Raw genomic sequence first — 18,195 nt, forward strand, 5'->3', positions numbered from 1 at the left:
CTAATCAATGAAAAACAAGAACACAGATATGAAAAACAGATTTGCAGACAGGGGAAAATCCCATGCAGGGTATTTCTTGCGTTTCGTATTCTGCCTGGTGCTGACGGCGGCCGCGTCGCTGGCGCAGGCCCAGAACCGCAATCAGGTGAGCGGCAAGGTGACCGATAAGGCCGGAGAACCGCTCATCGGCGCCACGGTCGTGGTGGTCGGCACGACGACAGGTGCGACGACGGGGGCCGACGGTCGTTTCACGATCGGGGTTCCCGCCGGAGGCGAACTGAAAATCTCCTACATCGGCTATGTGGAGCAGACCGTCAAGGTCGGCGCGCAGTCGGTGCTCGACATCGTTCTGGAGGAAGACAGCCAGATGCTGAAAGATGTCGTCGTGATCGGCTACGGCACGATGGAGAAGAAGTCGGTGACTTCGTCCATCTCCTCGATCAAGGGCGACGATCTGGTGGCCGGCATGGGCGGCTCGACCATCGCCACGGCGCTTCAGGGCAAGATTCCCGGCCTGACCATTTCGGGCAGCGCCAGCCCCAACAGCAGCAACGACTTCCAGCTGCGCGGCGTGGCTTCGGTCAACGCCAGCAAAGGTCCGCTCGTGATCATCGACGGCATCCCCGGCGGCGACATGCGCGCGCTCAATCAGGAGGACATCGAGTCGGTAGACGTGCTCAAAGACGCCTCGGCAGGCGCCATCTACGGCACGCGCGCCGCCGGCGGTGTGATCCTCGTCACGACCAAACAGGCCCGGCAGGGCCGCGTAACGGCGCGTTATACGGGCGAATTCTCGGTCGAGGCCATCCGCAAGACCCCCGACCTGCTCTCATCAAGCGAGTACGTCGAGTACGGACTCGGCGAGGACTACGGCCACGACACCGACTGGTACAAGGAGCTTACCAACGAGCTTCCGTTTTCGCAGCGCCATTCGGTGAGCATTTCGGGCGGATCGAACGTGGCGCAGGTCTACACCTCCTTCATGGCGCAGAACCAGAAAGGCATCGTCATCGGCGACAACCGCAAGGACTACTCGGGCCGCGTCAACGCCAAGTTCAACCTTTTCGACGGAGTGGTCGAGATCCGCACCAACGCCCAGTTCCGCGAGGCCGAGCGCGACAACCGCAACTCGTCGGGCATCTTCAAGATGGCTTTCGGGCTCAACCCGACCATTCCGCTCCGCGACCCCGTCAATCCGTCGAACTACAACATCGTCGGCAACGGCATCTCGGGAACGAGCTTCAACCCCGTGGCCGACATCATGCTGCGCACGAACAACGGCAAGGACCAGTGGCTGCTGGCCGATGCGACCGTGAAAATCAACCTGATGAAAGGTCTTTCGTTGCAGGGTACCGTGGGTATCGACAAACGCCAGTACCAGCAGTACACCTACGTTTCGCACGACCACAAGGAGTCGATCGACAACAGCCGCCGCGGCGAAGCGTCGCACAAGTTCAGCAAGGACAACCGGGTCTCGATCGAAGCCTATGCCAACTACCACAAGGTTTTCCGCGAGGACCATACGCTCGACGCGGTTGCCGGTTACAGCTTCTGGCAGGCCGGCGGCGAGGATTTCAGCATGTCGAACTACGACTTCCCAGTCGATGGCGTCGGTCCGTGGGATATGGGCGTGGGTTCGTACCTCTCGGAAGGGCGCGCCTCGATGGACTCGGGCAAGGACCCGCGCGAACGGCTGCTCTCGCTGTTCGGCCGCGCCAACTATTCGTACAGGGACCGCTACATGGTGAGCGCGAGCTTCCGCCGCGAGGGTTCCTCGAAATTCGGCGCGAACAACCGCTGGGGTAACTTCTGGGCCCTTTCCGGAGGCTGGCGCATCTCGAACGAAGCGTTCCTGCGCGACGTGAGGTGGGTCAACGACCTCAAAGTCCGCCTGGGCTACGGCGTCACGGGCAACAACGGCTTCGGAAACGGTTACACGACCCGCATGTACAAGGCCAACGACATGTGGCCGACCAACGGCATCTGGCAGCCCGGCTACGGTTCGGTCCGCAACGTCAACCCCGACCTCAAATGGGAGGAGAAATCGGAGCTGAACTTCGGTCTGGACTTCTCGCTGTTCGACGACCGGCTGTGGGGCAAGTTCGACATCTACCACCGCAAGGTCGATGACATGCTCTACGAAGTCAACGCCCCGATGCCCCCGATGGTGCACGATACGGTGATGAAGAACATCGGCAGTCTGGAAAACAAGGGCTGGGAATTCGAATTGGGCGGCGACATCGTCCGCAGCAAGGATTTCCGCTATACGTCCAGCCTGCGCCTGTCGCATAACAAGAGCAAAATCAAGCGTCTGGGCGACGACGGCTACTTCCTCGACCAGGTAACCTTCCCCTCGCCGGGCAACCCGGGCACGGCCGTGCGCCTGCAAAACGGCGTCGAGATCGGCCAGTTCTTCGTCTACAAGTATGCCGGGCTCGACGAGGACGGCAAATGGCTGATCTACGACAAGAACAACGAGATCGTGCCTGCCGTGGACGGCACCAAGTCGAATCTCGTCGCCGAAAACAAGCACTTCGTGGGCAACGCCATTCCGAAAGTGATCCTTTCGTGGGACCACACGTTCCGCTACAAGAACTGGGACCTGTCGGTCTTCCTGCGCAGCTGGCTCGACTACGACGTGTTCAGCCAGGTCAACATGTACTACGGACTGGCCAACGATTCGCAGCTCAACGTCCTCAAGTCGGCCTATACGCGCAACCGCAACATCAAGGACGAAAAGATCCTCTGCGACTACTGGATCGACGACGCCTCCTTCCTCAAAATCGACGCCATCAACCTCGGCTACACGCTCGACCTGAAAAGGTGGACGCGCTACATCCAGTCGGCCAAAATCTACCTGACGATCCGCGACGTGGCCGTATTCACCGATTACAACGGCATCAACCCCGAGGTAGACATCAACGGCCTGAACCCCGGTTTCGAGTATGTGAAAAACACGGCGTCGATGTATCCGCAGACGACCCGTTTCACGCTCGGCGTGCAATTAACGTTCTAAACAAAATCAGAGATGAATATGAAATTCAAACATATAGCAGCCGTATTGGCCGGAGCGGCCGCACTCTCCGCGCCTTCCTGCGATCTCAACGAGAAGTTCTATTCGGAGGTGACCCCCGACACGTTCTTCACCTCGCCCGAGAGCACCTATGCCGTGCTGTGCCGCCCCTTCACCCATTGGAAGTGGTACATCGGCGCCGACCGCTGGTACCTCCAGGAACTGACGACCGACGAAATGACCTGTCCCAAACGCGGCGCGGACTGGTACAACGGCGGAGAGTACTACCGCCTGCACTACCACACCTGGTCGCCCGACGACCGTTTCGTCGTGAACACCTACGACGGCACGACGGGCGGCATTTCGCGGGCTCTGGAGGCCAAAGCCGATCTGGAAGGCGTCGATTACAACGCCATCGGGCTCAGCGACGCCGTCAAGGCCGACCACATCAACCAGCTGAACGCCATCACGGCCTACTTCTACATGAAAGGTCTCGACTATTTCGGAGGGATGCCGATTTACCATTCGGTGAACGACGGTCTGCGCCCCCGCAATACGGCGCTCGAAACCTACCGGCACGTCGAAACGCTGCTCAAAAACGCCATCCCCGCCCTGGCGAAGAAATCCTCGCTCGGAGCCCCGGAGGACGGCTACATCAAGCAGGCTGCCGCGGCGGCGATGTTGGCCCAGCTCTATTTCAACGCCGAAGCGTACATCGGCGAGGAGCACTTCGACGAATGCGCGCAGATCTGCCGCGACATCATCGGCGGCCTTTACGGCGTCTACGAACTGGACGGCACGTGGTACGGCCCCCACACGTTCGACAACGACTCTTCGCACGAGGCGATCTGGAACGTTCCGTCGGAGAACTCGAAGGTCGAGTGGAGCTGGTATTTCAAGTATTTCTACCACTATTCGTCCTATGTCTATTTCGACATCGAAACCGCCGGTTACAACGGCTTCATCCTGACGCCTTCGCTCAACCCGCAGGGGAGCTACTACACCCAGTGGAAGCTGGGCAGCCCCTACCGCAAGTTCAACGACAAGGACCTGCGCAAGAAGCCCTACCGCTATCTCGGCAACAAGCGATACGAGGGCATGTTCCTCGTCGGCAAGCAGGTCAACTTCGACGATCCGACCAAAGTGTGCCTGGGACAGAAAGAGTACAGCGGCAAAGTTATCAATATGGTGGATCAGGTGGCCCGCTTCTCGGAGGTGGGCAGCAAATACGGCTCGGTGGCCGAACTGACTTCGACGATGGCCGACGGCGAGGAGAATTCGGGCATCCGTCTGGTGAAATCCCCGCAGCCCAACCTTGCGGACAAGCAGCTGCGCTGGAATCCCGACTGCCCGGTCATCCGCCTGTCGGAGATCTATTACATGCTGGCCGAATGCGAACTGCGCGCCGGGCACAAGAAAGAGGCCGCCGAGCTGATCAATCAAGTGCGTGCGCGCAACTTCGAGAACCGCAACGACCCTGATCCCGTGACCGCGGACAATCTCGACGAGTACCGCATGCTCGACGAATGGATGATCGAGTTCCTCGGAGAGGGACGCCGCCGCACCGATCTGATCCGCTGGGGCGCGTTCACCTCCGAGTCGTGGTGGGACCACACCCCCTCGAATGACAAGAACATGAACCGCTTCCCGATTCCCAACTCGGCCATATCGGCCAACAACCTGATCAAGCAGAATCCGGGGTACGGAGGTACGGCCGAAGAGTAGAACGCCGCTTTTCCCCGGATGCCCGAGGGTGTCCGGGGAGAAATCCGGCCTTTTCATAAACCAAACAAAAAAACCGAACAATGATCAAACACCTGTTCAAATACCTGCTGATAGTCCTGCTCGCCGGAGGGTTCACGGCCTGCTCCGAAGACGAAGGCGCCCAAATACTCGGCGGCCTTTACGAAAAGGTTGACATCGCCCCCGAACCCGGCATGAACCTCGTGGGCCGCGTGACCGACGGCAAGAATCCGATCGAAGGCGCGGTCGTGAGCGACGGCTTCACCGTAACGACCACCGATGCGCAGGGGGTCTACCAGATGCGCGTGAAGAAGAGCACTCCGTTCGTGTTCGTCTCGGTGCCCGCCGACTGCGAGATCCCGGTGGAGAACGGCATGCCGAAGATCTATAAGAAAATTGCCCTGGGCGACAACGACGTTGTGCAGCGCAGTTTCACGCTCGAACGCACCGGCAAAAAGGAGCGGTTCACCCTGCTGGCGCTGGCCGACGTGCAGATCGGCCGCGACGACGAGGTCGTGATGCTCGAAAAAGAGGTGCTGCCCCTGCTGGTGCCCTACGTACAGCAGCTGGACAAACCGGTCTACGGCATTTCGCTGGGCGACCTGGTGTGGGACAACATGCCCTTCCACAGCGTCTACAAGGAGCAGATCCGGAAGATCGGCGTACCCGTCTTCCAGGTGATCGGCAACCACGACCACGACAAGGCCATCGGCATGGACACGGAGGCCGACCACAGTTTCCGTGCGGCGTTCGGCCCCACCTATTATTCGTACAACATCGGCGACTGCCACTTCGTCGTGCTCGACGACGTGCTCTACACCGGCTCTTCCAACTACACCGCCGAAATCACCGAGGCGCAGATGGCATGGCTGGAACAGGACCTGAAACACGTGCCCAAAGACAAACTCATCATCATAGGAGTGCATATCGCCACCTCGCGCCGCAACCGCCCCACGAGCCACATCGCCAACTACCGGGAGCTCTACGCCCTGCTCGACGGATACAATGTCCGCATCCTTTCGGGACACTCGCACAACAACTACACCACGACGATCTCCGAAACCATCGAGGAGAACACGCTCGGCGCCGTGATGGGCGCCTACTGGAACGGCGAGGAGCTGTGCAACGACGGCAGCCCCCGCGGCTATGCGGTCTACGAGATCGAGGGCAACCGGATCGCAAACTGGTATTATAAGGGTACGGCCTATCCCAAGGAGTACCAGATGTACCTCTACGGTCCCGGGCAGGCGGTGTCCGAGCAATACCGCGGCGGGCTGATCTTCAACATCTTCAACTGGCACTCCACCTGGACGGTCGAGGTCCGGGAGGACGATGCCGCCTGGACGACCCTGCCCTCCGGATCGAACCTGAAATACGAAATGGACCGCCGGGCCTACGACTTCATGTACGGCGACACCAAACCCGAGCACCGCCCGACGGCCGAACCGGAGACGAACAACGACCACATGTTCTATTACGAACCGTCGTCCGCGACATGGAGCGAAGTCACGGTAAAGGCGTCCGACCCCTACGGAAACGTCTATACCGAGAGTATCCGGAACGAATAGAACCCATTACGAAGAATCGAATCCCCTCTCCGCATCGTCGGAATGAACGGTGCGGAGAATTTTTCAACTGTTTTTCAATCCATGAAAAAATTTTTCCCGACACTTCTGCTCTTGCTGAGCTGCGGACTTTCGGCCGTCGCACAGCCATCAGGGAATCCGCTCGTCTTCGGCGAGAACCGCCTGACGCTCATCACGCCGACGCTCTTCCGGCTGGAATTCGCCCGCGACGGCAAATTCATCGACGATCCCACGATCTTCGCCTACGACCGTTCGAACCTGCTTCCCGCGGACCGGTTCGAGGTGCGGGCGCTGGGCGGCGACCGCTACGAGATCACGACCGAAGCCCTGCGTATCGTCTACGAGCACGACGGCTTCCCGTTCGGACTGCACAACTTCGCGGCCTACTACAAGCTCAACGGCAAGGAAAAGAAGTTCACCAACCGCTGCATCTTCCGCAACAACCTCGGCGGCCCGGTCGAAACCCTCGACCGCGTCACCGGTGAAATCCCCATGCAGGACGGGTTGCTGAGCCGCGACGGCTGGTACGTGATCGACGACGAACGCTCCGACCTGCTGGTCGATGGATGGCTCCGGCCGCGCGACACCCGCAGCCATGTGCAGGACCAGTACTGCTTCGTCTACGGCAACGACTACAAGGCCGCGCTGGCCGACCTGGGAGCCATCGGCGGACGGGTTCCGATGACCCGCAAATACATCCACGGCGTCTGGTACTGCCGCTACTGGGACTACACCTCCGAGGAGTTCCTCTCGATCATCGACGGCTACGAGCAGAACGACTTCCCGCTCGACAACCTCGTCTTCGACATGGGCTGGCACACCTATACGGCCCGAACCGGCACCGGTCATGCCGGCAGCCGCAGCTGGACGGGCTATACCTGGGAGCGCGAACGCATTCCCGATCCCGAAGCGCTGATCGCCGAGGTGCACCGCCGCGGCGTGACCGTATCGCTCAACGACCATCCGCACGACGGCATCCGTCCCCACGAGGAGATGTACGGCGCCTTTATGAAGGATATGGGGGCCGATCCGGCCAAACCGCTCCTTTTCGACCTGGGCGACCGCAAATACATGGAGACCTTCTTCAAACACGCCCATCACACCACCGAGGATATGGGCGTCGATTTCTGGTGGCTCGACTGGCAGCAGAACTACCTCTATCCCGAGGTGCGGGGATACCGTTCCACCTCGTTGCAGTGGATCAACGAACTTTACTACCGCGAAACGGAGCGGAAAGGGCTGCGCGGCGCGGGTTACAGCCGTTGGGCCGGGTGGGGCGACCACCGCCATCCCATCCAGTTCTCGGGCGACGCGCAGGCCAACTGGGAGATGCTGGCTTTCGAGGTCAAGCTCACGGCCGCCAGCGGCAATGCGGGCTGCTACTACTGGGCGCACGACATCGGCGGATTCCGCGGCGACCCCAATCCCGAACTTACCGTGCGCTGGACGCAGTTCGGAGCCTTGTCGGCCGCCCTGCGCGTGCACTCGACCAAGGATGCGCGGCTCGACCGCCGTCCGTGGATCAGCGGCGAACGCGAAACCGCCGCCATGCGCCGCATGTACCACATGCGCTCGGAGCTGATGCCCTACGTTTACAGCAGCGTCTGGCAGACCCATTCGACGATGGTGCCGCTGAACCGCCCGATGTATATCGAATACGGCGGCGACGAACGCGCATACTGCAACGAGCAGGAGTTCCTTTTCGGGGACCTGCTGCTCGCCGCCCCCATCGCCTCGCCCGGCACGGGCCCCGACAAGGTCGCTTCGCAACGGGTGTGGTTCCCCGGAGAGGATGTCTGGTACGACTTCTTCACCCATGAACGCTTCGACGGCGGCCGGGAGTGCGAAATATCCAAGCCGCTCGAAGAGTTTCCGCTCTACGTCCGGGGAGGCTGGGTGCTGCCCATGCAGCCCTATACGCCGCGGCCGGCCTCGACGCCGCTCACGACGCTCGTCATGCGCGTCTACCCCTCGGCCGGCGATGCCGACAACACCTATACGCTCTACGAGGACGACGGAGTGACCCGCGATTACGAACGGGGTGCGTATGCGACCACGCAACTCAATTACCGCCGGACGGGGCGGGTGACGACCGTAACGGTCCGTCCCACCGCAGGCTCTTACGAAGGTCAGGTCGTCAAACGCGCCTACCGGCTTCAGCTCCCCGCCGCCGGAAAGATCGAAAAAGCGAAGGTCGGGGGCCGCAGCGTGAAGCCCGTGTTCGATGAAAAGCTGAAATGCCGTGTGATAGAGGTCCCCGCGACCGACATCCGCCGGGAGGTGAAGATCGAAATCATCGTTTGATCCGACCCCGGAGAGCGAAACGTGCGACGAATCTCCGCCGGGAAACGGTGCGGGATTCGTCTTTTTTTATAAATTTGTCTATAAACCCGAACCGATGAAGACTTTTCCGCCATATATCGCCTGCGCTCTCTGCCTTGCCGGACTCGTCGCCTGCCGCCAGAGCGAAACGGAATTGTTGCTGGCCGAACTGGACCGTACCATCGAGAACAAGGCCGTTTACACCGAGCGTTTCAACCTCCGCGCCGATTCGCTGCGCCGGGCGCTGCGGGACGCCGACGACGACACGCGGCGCTGGCAGACCGCGAACCGGCTTTTCGACGCCTACATCACCTACAATATCGACACGGCCGCCCGTTACGTCGCCCTGATGTACGACCTTGCCGAGCACACGGGCCGCCGGGACATGAAGTTTCTGTCCACCACCTGCGACATATCCGTCCTGATCGGCCGCAACAACATCGAAGACGCCTACGACCGGATTCGGTCGCTCGACACCGCAGGCATCACCAAGCGGATGCGTGCGAGCTACTACACTCAGCAGATGGTCGTCTACGGGCGTCTCGCCTCGCAGAACACCTCCGAATCCCGCAGCAGGGCCTATGCCGACACGCTCGCCCGGATACGGCGCGTGCGCATCGGCTTCGACGGACACTCGTACGTCACACGCCAACGGCTGCGGGCCATCGACCTGCTGTCGCAGCAGCGTTGCGACGAGGCGCTCGATGTGCTGCTGCCGCTTTACAATCCCCGGCAGAGTTCGCGGACACTGGCCCGCGTGGCGTACAACATAGCCAACGTATACGAAACCCTCGGCGACCGCGAGCAGCGCAAATACTGGCTCGCCCGCGCCGCGGTAAACGACCTGCGAACCCCCGTCAGGGAGTACCTCTCCCTGTACGAACTGGCGCTGATGATGTTCGAGGAGAAGGACATGGAGCGTGCGGCCCGCTATATTCAGTGCACGGTCGCCGATATGCTTTCGTGCAACTACAACACGCGCATCTTCCATTCGAGCCAGGCCGAGATGATCATCAATCAGGCCGTGGTTTACAGCATCAACTCCCGCAGCCGCATCCTGACGGTCATGGTCAGCGTTTTCCTGCTTCTGCTGGTGATCATAGCCCTGCTGCTGTTCCACACGCAGCGCCAGCACCTGCGGCTGAGGCGCAACACCTCCCTGATTTACGAAGTCAACAGGCGGCTTCACGAACGCAACGAACAGTTCCGGATCGTGAACGACCGTCTGCGCGACGCCAACAAGATCAAGGACAGTTATGTGTTCCGCTACATGCAGCTCGCCTCGCATTACATCGGCCGGGTTGACGAATACCGGATGGAATTGCGAAAAACCGCCAAAACCGACGGTACGGAGGCCCTGATGCGCAAACTGCGGTCGCCTTCGGATGTGGACCGCAATTACCGCGACTTCTACCGCATCTTCGACGAAACGTTCCTCGGCATCTTCCCCGACTTCGTAGAGCGGGTCAACGAGCTGCTCGAAGAGCCGGCGCGTTTTCCGGTGCGTTCGGACGGGGCTCTTTCGACCGAACTGCGCATCCTGGCCGTCATGCGGCTGGGGATCACCGACAGCGGTTGCATCGCCAGTTTTCTGAACTGCGCTTCGGCAACGGTTTATACCTATCGCACCAAACTCCGCAATTCGGCGCTCGGCTCGCGCAGCGATTTCGAAAGGAAGATCCAGCATATCGGCCTCTGACGGAATATATTCGGCGGAATGGCCGGCGATTCACCGACAGCCAGCTACGGAGGCGACGAATCACCCGAAAGCGGGCCATGCACCGCCCCTGTCACCCGACAATGCGGCACTCTCCGGGAATCCCGAGAGCCCCAAAGTCCCGAATCGGTCGGCCGGAATCTTTCGCCTCCGGCTTCTTCACGACACGCCCCGGGTCCATCTGCCCCGCCGGTCAGGACTTCTGCTGCGGAGCATGTAGCTGGCTGTATTCCTTCGGGGTCATGCCGTAAGCCTCCTGAAAATACTTTGTGAACCGGTACTGGTTATTCATCCCCACCTCGACCATCACTTCGCTGACACGCATGCCTCCCGAAGCAAGCAGCTGGGCCGCACGCTTGATGCGGATGTCGCGGATGATCTCCGAGACGGTGCGCCCGCCCGCAATGCGCTGCATACGGCGGTAAAGCTGCATACGGCTCATATGCAGTTCGCCCGCCAGATACTCTATGTCGAAAAGCGGGTTCTGGATATTGGCCTCCACTACGGCGCTCAGACGGCGCAGCAGCTGTTCGTCGTCCGAAGGCAGTTCGACGACCGTGGGCTCGGTAATGGTCTCGGTTCTGAGCTTACGGGCGAAGTGTTCGCGCGAACTGAGCAGATTGCGGATGCGGAAAATCAGGTTCTCGGCTTCGAACGGCTTGATGATATACTCCTGAGCCCCGGCGGTCAGGGCTTCGCGGATCGACTGCTGGTCCTCCTTGACGCTGTGGACGATGATCGGGATAAAATTGGTGCGGGGATTCTCCTTCATCCGGCGGGTGAACTCGATGCCGTCCATCACGGGCATCATCAGGTCGCTGATGACCACGTCGGGTTTCAGTTTCTGCGCCAGCGCCAGCCCCGCCCCGCCGTCAGGAGCCACGGCTATCCGGAAATGCTCTTTCAGGCAGCTCTCGATGTAAGCACTCATGTCGGCATTGTCTTCGACGATCAGCACCAGATATTTCCTCCCATCAGTCCCGGATTCCGCCGGCTCCTCTCCGGTCCGGGACTGCGGAGATTCACCGAGCTCGGAAACCTGTTCGTCAGAATAACAGCTGCGGTCGATGGGAAAGCGAACCGTGAAAACGGAGCCCTTGCCCTCCTCGCTGCCGACCGTGATCTCGCCCGCATGGAGTTCGATCAGCGCCTTTGAAAACGACAGTCCCACGCCGCTGCTCACACCGTTCAGAGGCGTCCCGTGGAAAAAAAGGTCGAAGATCCGGTGCATGTCCGCAGCCGGAATGCCGACCCCGGAATCCTGTACCGCAATCACGGCATAATGAACCCGGTCGTGCTGCTCGACAGCCAGCCGGACATGGATATCGCCCTGCTCGGGTGTGAATTTATAGGCGTTGGAGATCAGATTCTGAAGCACCTTTTCTATCTTATCGCGGTCGAACCACGCATCCGGAATTTCCTTGGGCGCCTCAAAGTGCATCATGATCCCGGTCTGTTCGCTCATGCTCCCAAACGAGTGCACCACCTCGCGGACAGTATAGGCCAGATCGTAGCGCGACACTTTCAGCGGCAGGTTCTGGGCCGAAACCTTGCGGATTTCAAGCAGCTGGTTGATCAGTTTCAGCAGTTTGTTGACGTTCCGGCGAATCAGCCCCAGCCGGAAACCGACGTATTCGCCGAGGTCCGTACGCTCCTCCAGGTCTTTGAGCGGCGCGGTGATGAGCGCCAGCGGCGTGCGGAGTTCGTGGGTGATGTTCGTGTAGAAGCTGAGCTTCATTTCGGAAAGTTCACGGGTCTTCTCCTGCTCGATCTGCTGCATGAAGAGTTTGCGGCGCCAGCGCTGACGCGACACCAAATAGAATATCCCGGCAAAGACCACCGCAGCCGCAGCAAAGACATAGAGCAGATAGGCCCACCAGGTCGCCCAGGGCGCCGGATGCACGACGATCTCCAACGAACGCTCCCGGTCGCTCCAAACCTCGTCGCTGTTCGACGAGGCGAGCCGGAAGCGGTAATGTCCCGCCGGAAGCCGTGTGTAGGCAGCGAAACGCTGCCCGGCCCCGACCACCGTCCAATCGGGGTCGTATCCTTCCAGCCGATAACGGAAGAGGTTCTTGGCAGGATTGACATACTGGTCGGAGGTGAATTCGAGCGTGAAGTTACTCTGCCGATACCCCAGTTCCAGCCTCCGGGTCCGGTTCAGGGGTTCCCGGAGCAGGACGCGTCCGTCGTACTCCCCGCCGGGTACGACCCGCTGCCCGAACACCTTCAATCCGGTGAACATCGGTTCCCCGGGATAGGGATCGGTCCGGAAATCGGACGGATTGAAATAGTTGATGCCGTTGATGCCGCCCACGAACAGCCAGCCGTTGTCCGACACGGCAGCCCCCTCGGTCCAGGTATTGCTTTGCAAACCGTCATCGCTCACATAACGCTTTACGCGCCCCGTAGCGGGCTGATAGCGATAAAGCCCCTGACTGCCGTTGAGCCACAGGTCGCCGGCGAGGTCTTCCGTGATGGCCAGTATCTTGGCGTCTTCGAGCTCCGGCGAGAGAATATGCTCCACCGCACGGATCTCTCCGCCGTCCACCGTCATCCGGTTCAGTCCGGCGTCGGTTCCCACCCAAAGCGTTCCGTCACGGGTCATACGCAGACACCAGACATGGTTGTCGCTCAGGGCGAACGGCGCGGAATCCTGCCGCACGACCTCGACCTCGATACCGGAGCCGGAGTCCGTATAGCGAATTTTCGAAAGTCCGCTTTCCGCGGACCCGGCCCAGACCAGTCCGTTTTTCGCATCGGCCAGCAGCGAATAGACGGAATTCGAAGCCAGCCCGTGCGCAGCCGTATAGGTAACGGTGCGCCCGCTGCGGACATCGTAACGAATCAGCCCGTCCATCGTGGCGATCCAGATGTCGCCGCAACCGTCCTCGCACAGATCGAGGAAATAACGATAACGGCGGGAAACGTCTTCGGGAATCCCTGGCAAGTGCAGCAGACGTTTCCGGAAACCGCCTCCGGGCAGTTCATCCAACCGATAGACCCCCTCCTGGGCGGCTACCCAGAGAGTTCCTCCGGCAGTTTGCAGAATGCGCGACACGGAATTGCGCGTGACCGCCGCGGCAAGATCCTCCAAACGGCCCGTACGGAAATCGTAACGGTAGGTCGAACCTTTGAAAGTATTGGCCCACAGCCGTCCCCGGTCATCAATGAACAGCGTGTTGACATGACTCCCGTCATACCCCAGTTCGGTGTAGCGGCGCCCGACGAGCGGTTTGAAAGTATAGAACTCCGGGGCTGCGGTCGGCGCATAGTTCACCCCGCGGCGCGTCCCGACCCAAAGCACCCCCGAACGGTCGATGCAGAGGCAGGAAACATCGTTATCGCTGATGCGCCCGAAAAAATCGGACTTGGCATAGTGTTCCGCCGAAACCACCCGATACTGGGCATCGAACCCGAGGGAGTAAACGCCCTCCGTATCGCAGCCCACCCAAAGGTGATCCTCCCGGTCGCGGACGGTGCAGACCGCCTGGAAACGGACGCCCGACGGCAGCCGGAGGTCGGTGAAGCGTTCACCGTCCGTACTCACCGAAATACCCCGGTCATGGCTCACCCAAAGCACGCCCCACCGGTCGCACTCCACGAAACGCACCGCACCGCCCGGAATACCGCCGATCAGCCGCACCGCCCGGCTTTTGCGACCGTCGCGGCCGCAAAGGTACAATCCCTGCGAGGTGCCGATCCAGACGTTTCCCCGGCCGTCTTCGGTGATGTCGCTGACATCGAGAGCCTCCAGTCCGCCAGCCGCCACAAAAGAGTAATCGCCTTTTCCGTCAGGGCTTGCGACGACCACCCCTTTCTCATGGCCGATCCAGACATCGCCCGCCGAATCTTCGCAGATGGCACGGACCTTCCGCAAATCGACGCCCCGGAGCCTTTCCGCATAATCGGTATAGCTGTCGGTGCCGGGATCGTAACGCATCACACCTCCGTCGAGCCCGATCCAGATCGTGCTGTCGGCAGCTTCGCTGAGACATACGATACGGTTGTTGGCCAACCCTCCGCGGCGTTTGGCCGAATGGCGCACGGGCCGGATGGCGTAGCCGTCGAAAAAGTTGAGCCCGTCGTAAGTGCCGATGAGCATCCGTCCGTCGGAGGACTGCAAAATCGAGGTCACGGAGTTCTGCGACAGACCGTCGTTCACGCTCAGGTACTTGAACGCGAGCCGGGTGTCGGTATCAGGAGCCAGCTCGCCGGCTGCGAGCGGCGCGGAAGTCAGAAAGGCCGCAAAAAAGGCCGCGAAGAAGATGTTTTTCATATTTACAGGCGAGGCTTACAAGACAAAAATAACAAACATATCGGGAAAACGACTATCTTTATTTCGAAGAAAACAGCTCCGACCCCGGCCGGGATTCGTCCTGCGGCGGCGATGCAACAAAAGAACAGTTTAATGTTACAATTTGAATAAATTTCCCCGACAGGGTCCGCTACCTTTGCATTACGGGTCCGAACCGCCCGTGCAAAACGCAACCGAACCAAACATTAAACCCGCTAACCTATGCAAAGAAACTTTACCCAGCATGTCCGCCGGATGCTGCGAAGCCTGGCGCTGACGCTCCTTCTTTCGGCAGGTGTCCATGCGCAGGCCGCAGCGCCGCAGCGCGACATCACCGGAAGCGTGAAATCCGTGTCCGGGGAGGCGATGGCCGGCGTCACCGTCATGGTCAAGGGAACGACCACCGGCACCACCACGGGCGCCAACGGCGTCTTCAATCTGAAAATCCCGGCCGACGCCAAGGCACTGAGCGTCTCCTTCATCGGATACGCTCCGCGTGAAGTGCCCCTTTCGGAGAAAAAAACCGTCTACACCATCATCCTCGAAGAGGATGTCGTTTCGATGGATGAGGTCGTGGTCATCGGCTACGGCTCGGTGGCCAAACGCGATCTCACGGGCGCCGTAGCCTCCGTTTCGGGCCGGGTCCTCGCGGATTCTCCCGTTTCGAACATGGCCCAGGCCCTCACCGGACGCATGCCCGGCGTACAGATCACCACGACCGACGGATCGCCCGACGCAGATGTAAAGATACGCGTGCGCGGAGGAGGGTCCATCACGCAGGACAATTCGCCGCTCTATATCGTCGATGGATTCCCCGTGGAGCGCATCTCCGACATTTCGGTCAACGACATCCAATCGATCGACGTGTTGAAGGACGCCTCCTCGGCAGCCATCTACGGCGCACGCGGTGCCAACGGCGTCATCATCATCACCACCAAATCGGCCAAAGCCGGCAAAACGACGGTCTCCTACAACGCCTTCGCGCAGATGAAATACGTGCCGAAGATGATCGACGTTATGAAGCCCTATGAATTCGTGCAGATGCAGTACGAGCTGACCTCGCTCAAAGGCGGCCAGGACGCCGAGTCCTTCGCCAGCCACTTCGGCACGCCGGCCGATTTCGACATCTACCGCCGGATGCCCGGCCGCGACACCCAGTCGGAGATGTACGGCCGTACGGCCTGGGGACAATCGCATAACCTCTCGATAGCGGGCGGCACGAACAAGACCCGCTTCACGCTGAGCGCCACGCACCTCGACGAGGACGGCGTGCTGCTCGAATCGGGTTACCGGCGCACGAACCTCAACTTCAAGATGAACCACGATCTGTTCAAGAACGTGCGGCTCGACCTGTCGGCCTACTATACCAATACGGTGATCGACGGAGCCGGCACGACGGTCAACTCCTCGACCGAGATCAAGAACGCCGTAAGCTACCGCCCGACCATCGGCAAAGCCGAACGCGGACACGGCGCCTCGGATCAGGACATTTCGTGGGTGGACGAGAACATCGAGGCCCAGAGCCAGCTCTACGACCCCGTGGAGCTCATCAAGCAGGACTACAAACGGCAGCGGCGCAACGAACTGAACGTCAACGGTGCCGTCACATGGAAATTCGCCAAGCACTTCACCTGGCGCTCCGATTTCGGCATGCTGACACGCGACTACGAAACCAAGCGTTACTACGGCCCGCTGACCTACACCTCGCGGCAGGCCGGATCGCAGCCCGTGGCCCAGATCACCACGCAGAACATGCCCCGCTGGCGCACGTCGCACACGCTGACCTACGACATCAAGAACTACCGCAAAAAGCACAACATCAACGTCATGGCCGGATTCGAGGCCATGCGCGAGACTTCGACGCTGCGCGAGATGAAATCCTACCAGCTGCCTGCGGACATGGCCATCGACGATATTTTCGCCAACATGGCCTTCGGGTCGCAGGAGTATCCTTACACTTTCGAAGATACCCCCGTGGCCATGGCGTCGTTCTTCGGCCGCGTGAACTACTCCTACCGCAACAAATACCTCGTCACGGCGACCGTGCGCATCGACGGATCGTCGAAATTCGCACCCGGCAACCAATGGGGTTGTTTCCCCTCGGCGGCTTTCGCCTGGCGCATCTCCGAAGAGCCGTTCCTCAAACAGGCCGAATGGATAGACGACCTGAAACTGCGCGTCAGCTACGGCGAAGCGGGCAACAACCGCATCGCCAACGACATGTGGCGCCGCACGTTCAAGGGGATGTTCACCGGACAGCAGAACATGGTGGCCGGCATCGGCGGCAAACCCAACATCTACCTCACCAACTCCTCGTCGGTGCTCATCAACGAAGACCTGGTGTGGGAAACCACCGCGACCCGCAACCTCGGCGTCGATTTCGGAGTGCTGAAAAACCGGCTCTCGGGTAGTGTCGAACTCTATTGGAACACGACGCGCGACCTGCTCATCAAAAACAAGATTCCCCTCCACACGGGTTACAACGAACAGCAGGTCAACGTCGGGCAGACCTCGAACCGCGGTCTGGAAATCTCGCTTACGGGCGTGATCGTCGATAAACGCGACTTCCAGCTCTCGGCCTCGTTCAACATCGCCTTCAACCGCAACAAGGTGGACAAGCTCTACGGTGCAGAGCAGAAATTCTACGACAGCGGCTGGAACAACAACAACCTGCGCGACTACCTGCTCAAAGAGGGCGAACCCGTGGGTCTGATGTACGGCTACGTCACCGACGGATATTACACCGTAGACGATTATGAGGACGGTCCCGGCTGGGTGCTCAAACCCGGAGTGGCCAACAGCCAGAACATCACCGGTTCGAACGGCAATCCGGGCGACTATCCGCGCGTGGGTTCGCTCAAACTCAAAAAGACCACCCCATACGACCCGAACGACCCCGAGTCGTGCATCGTGACCGAAGCCGACCGCACGGTGATCGGCAACGCCAACCCCAAGCACACCGGAGGTTTCAGCCTGACGGCCGCATTCAAAGGCTTCGACCTCTCGGCGATGTTCAACTGGGTCTACGGCAACAGCATCTACAACGCCCAGAAGCTCTTCAACACATCGACGGGCAAATACCAGTGGCACAACCTCCGCTCGGAGATGGATTCACGACACCGTTTCCGCGTCTTCGACGACGCCGGCAACGACCTGCGCAACGACAAGGAGGCTCTGCGGGCGCTGAATGTCAACGCCTCGATTTGGAGCCCGGTCTACCAGTACCCGATTCTCCACTCGTGGGCCATCGAGGACGGCTCGTTCCTGCGTCTGAGCAACCTCACGCTGGGCTACACCCTGCCGCAGCGCATCACCAAAAAGGTCTGGCTCTCGAAATGCCGCATCTACGTCACCGCCACGAACCTCTTCTGCTGGACGGCCTACACGGGCTTCGATCCCGAGGTCGATACGCGCCGCAGTTCGCCCCTCACCCCGGGCGTGGACTACTCGGCCTACCCCCGCACACGGTCGTTCGCCTTCGGCGTCAACCTCACCTTCTGATTTCCGGCAACGCTAA

Annotated in this window: 7 protein-coding genes; 6 read left to right on the top strand and 1 reads right to left on the bottom strand. The window is 60.3% G+C overall.

Annotated elements, in window-relative coordinates; genetic code table 11:
- Positions 1–28: 28 nt before the first annotated feature.
- The 5 genes from NQ519_RS06240 to NQ519_RS06260 all read left to right on the top strand — a co-directional run bounded on the left by NQ519_RS06240 (position 29) and on the right by NQ519_RS06260 (position 10,363).
- A complete protein-coding gene (locus NQ519_RS06240; protein ID WP_026076780.1) occupies positions 29–3,016 on the top strand; it encodes a SusC/RagA family TonB-linked outer membrane protein in 2,988 nt (995 codons plus the stop codon).
- Between the two features lie 18 nt (positions 3,017–3,034).
- The gene (locus tag NQ519_RS06245) at positions 3,035–4,738 is read left to right on the top strand and encodes a RagB/SusD family nutrient uptake outer membrane protein (protein WP_026076779.1); all 1,704 of its coding nucleotides are present in this window, start codon (positions 3,035–3,037) and stop codon (positions 4,736–4,738) included.
- Positions 4,739–4,818: 80 nt separating this feature from the next.
- Positions 4,819–6,324 carry a calcineurin-like phosphoesterase C-terminal domain-containing protein gene (locus tag NQ519_RS06250; RefSeq protein ID WP_019152022.1) on the top strand — a complete coding sequence of 502 codons (1,506 nt, stop codon included), beginning with the start codon at positions 4,819–4,821 and terminating at the stop codon, positions 6,322–6,324.
- 81 nt (positions 6,325–6,405) lie between these two features.
- Positions 6,406–8,646: a glycoside hydrolase family 31 protein gene (locus NQ519_RS06255; protein WP_019152021.1), complete on the top strand. Its 2,241-nt coding sequence runs from the start codon at positions 6,406–6,408 to the stop codon at positions 8,644–8,646.
- Positions 8,647–8,740: 94 nt separating this feature from the next.
- Positions 8,741–10,363, top strand: a complete 1,623-nt coding sequence (locus tag NQ519_RS06260) for a DUF6377 domain-containing protein (protein ID WP_019152020.1) — start codon at positions 8,741–8,743, stop codon at positions 10,361–10,363.
- A 211-nt stretch (positions 10,364–10,574) separates the two neighbouring features.
- Here NQ519_RS06260 and NQ519_RS06265 read toward each other — a convergent pair whose 3' ends face one another.
- Entirely contained in the window at positions 10,575–14,660 is a 4,086-nt protein-coding gene (locus NQ519_RS06265; protein WP_019152019.1) for a hybrid sensor histidine kinase/response regulator transcription factor, read from the bottom strand.
- A gap of 240 nt (positions 14,661–14,900) precedes the next feature.
- On the opposite strand from NQ519_RS06265, the gene NQ519_RS06270 reads away from it, so the two are divergent.
- Positions 14,901–18,179 carry a SusC/RagA family TonB-linked outer membrane protein gene (locus tag NQ519_RS06270; protein WP_026076778.1) on the top strand — a complete coding sequence of 1,093 codons (3,279 nt, stop codon included), beginning with the start codon at positions 14,901–14,903 and terminating at the stop codon, positions 18,177–18,179.
- Positions 18,180–18,195: the final 16 nt, after the last annotated feature.

The organism is Alistipes senegalensis JC50, assembly GCF_025145645.1.
GTDB lineage: Bacteria > Bacteroidota > Bacteroidia > Bacteroidales > Rikenellaceae > Alistipes > Alistipes senegalensis.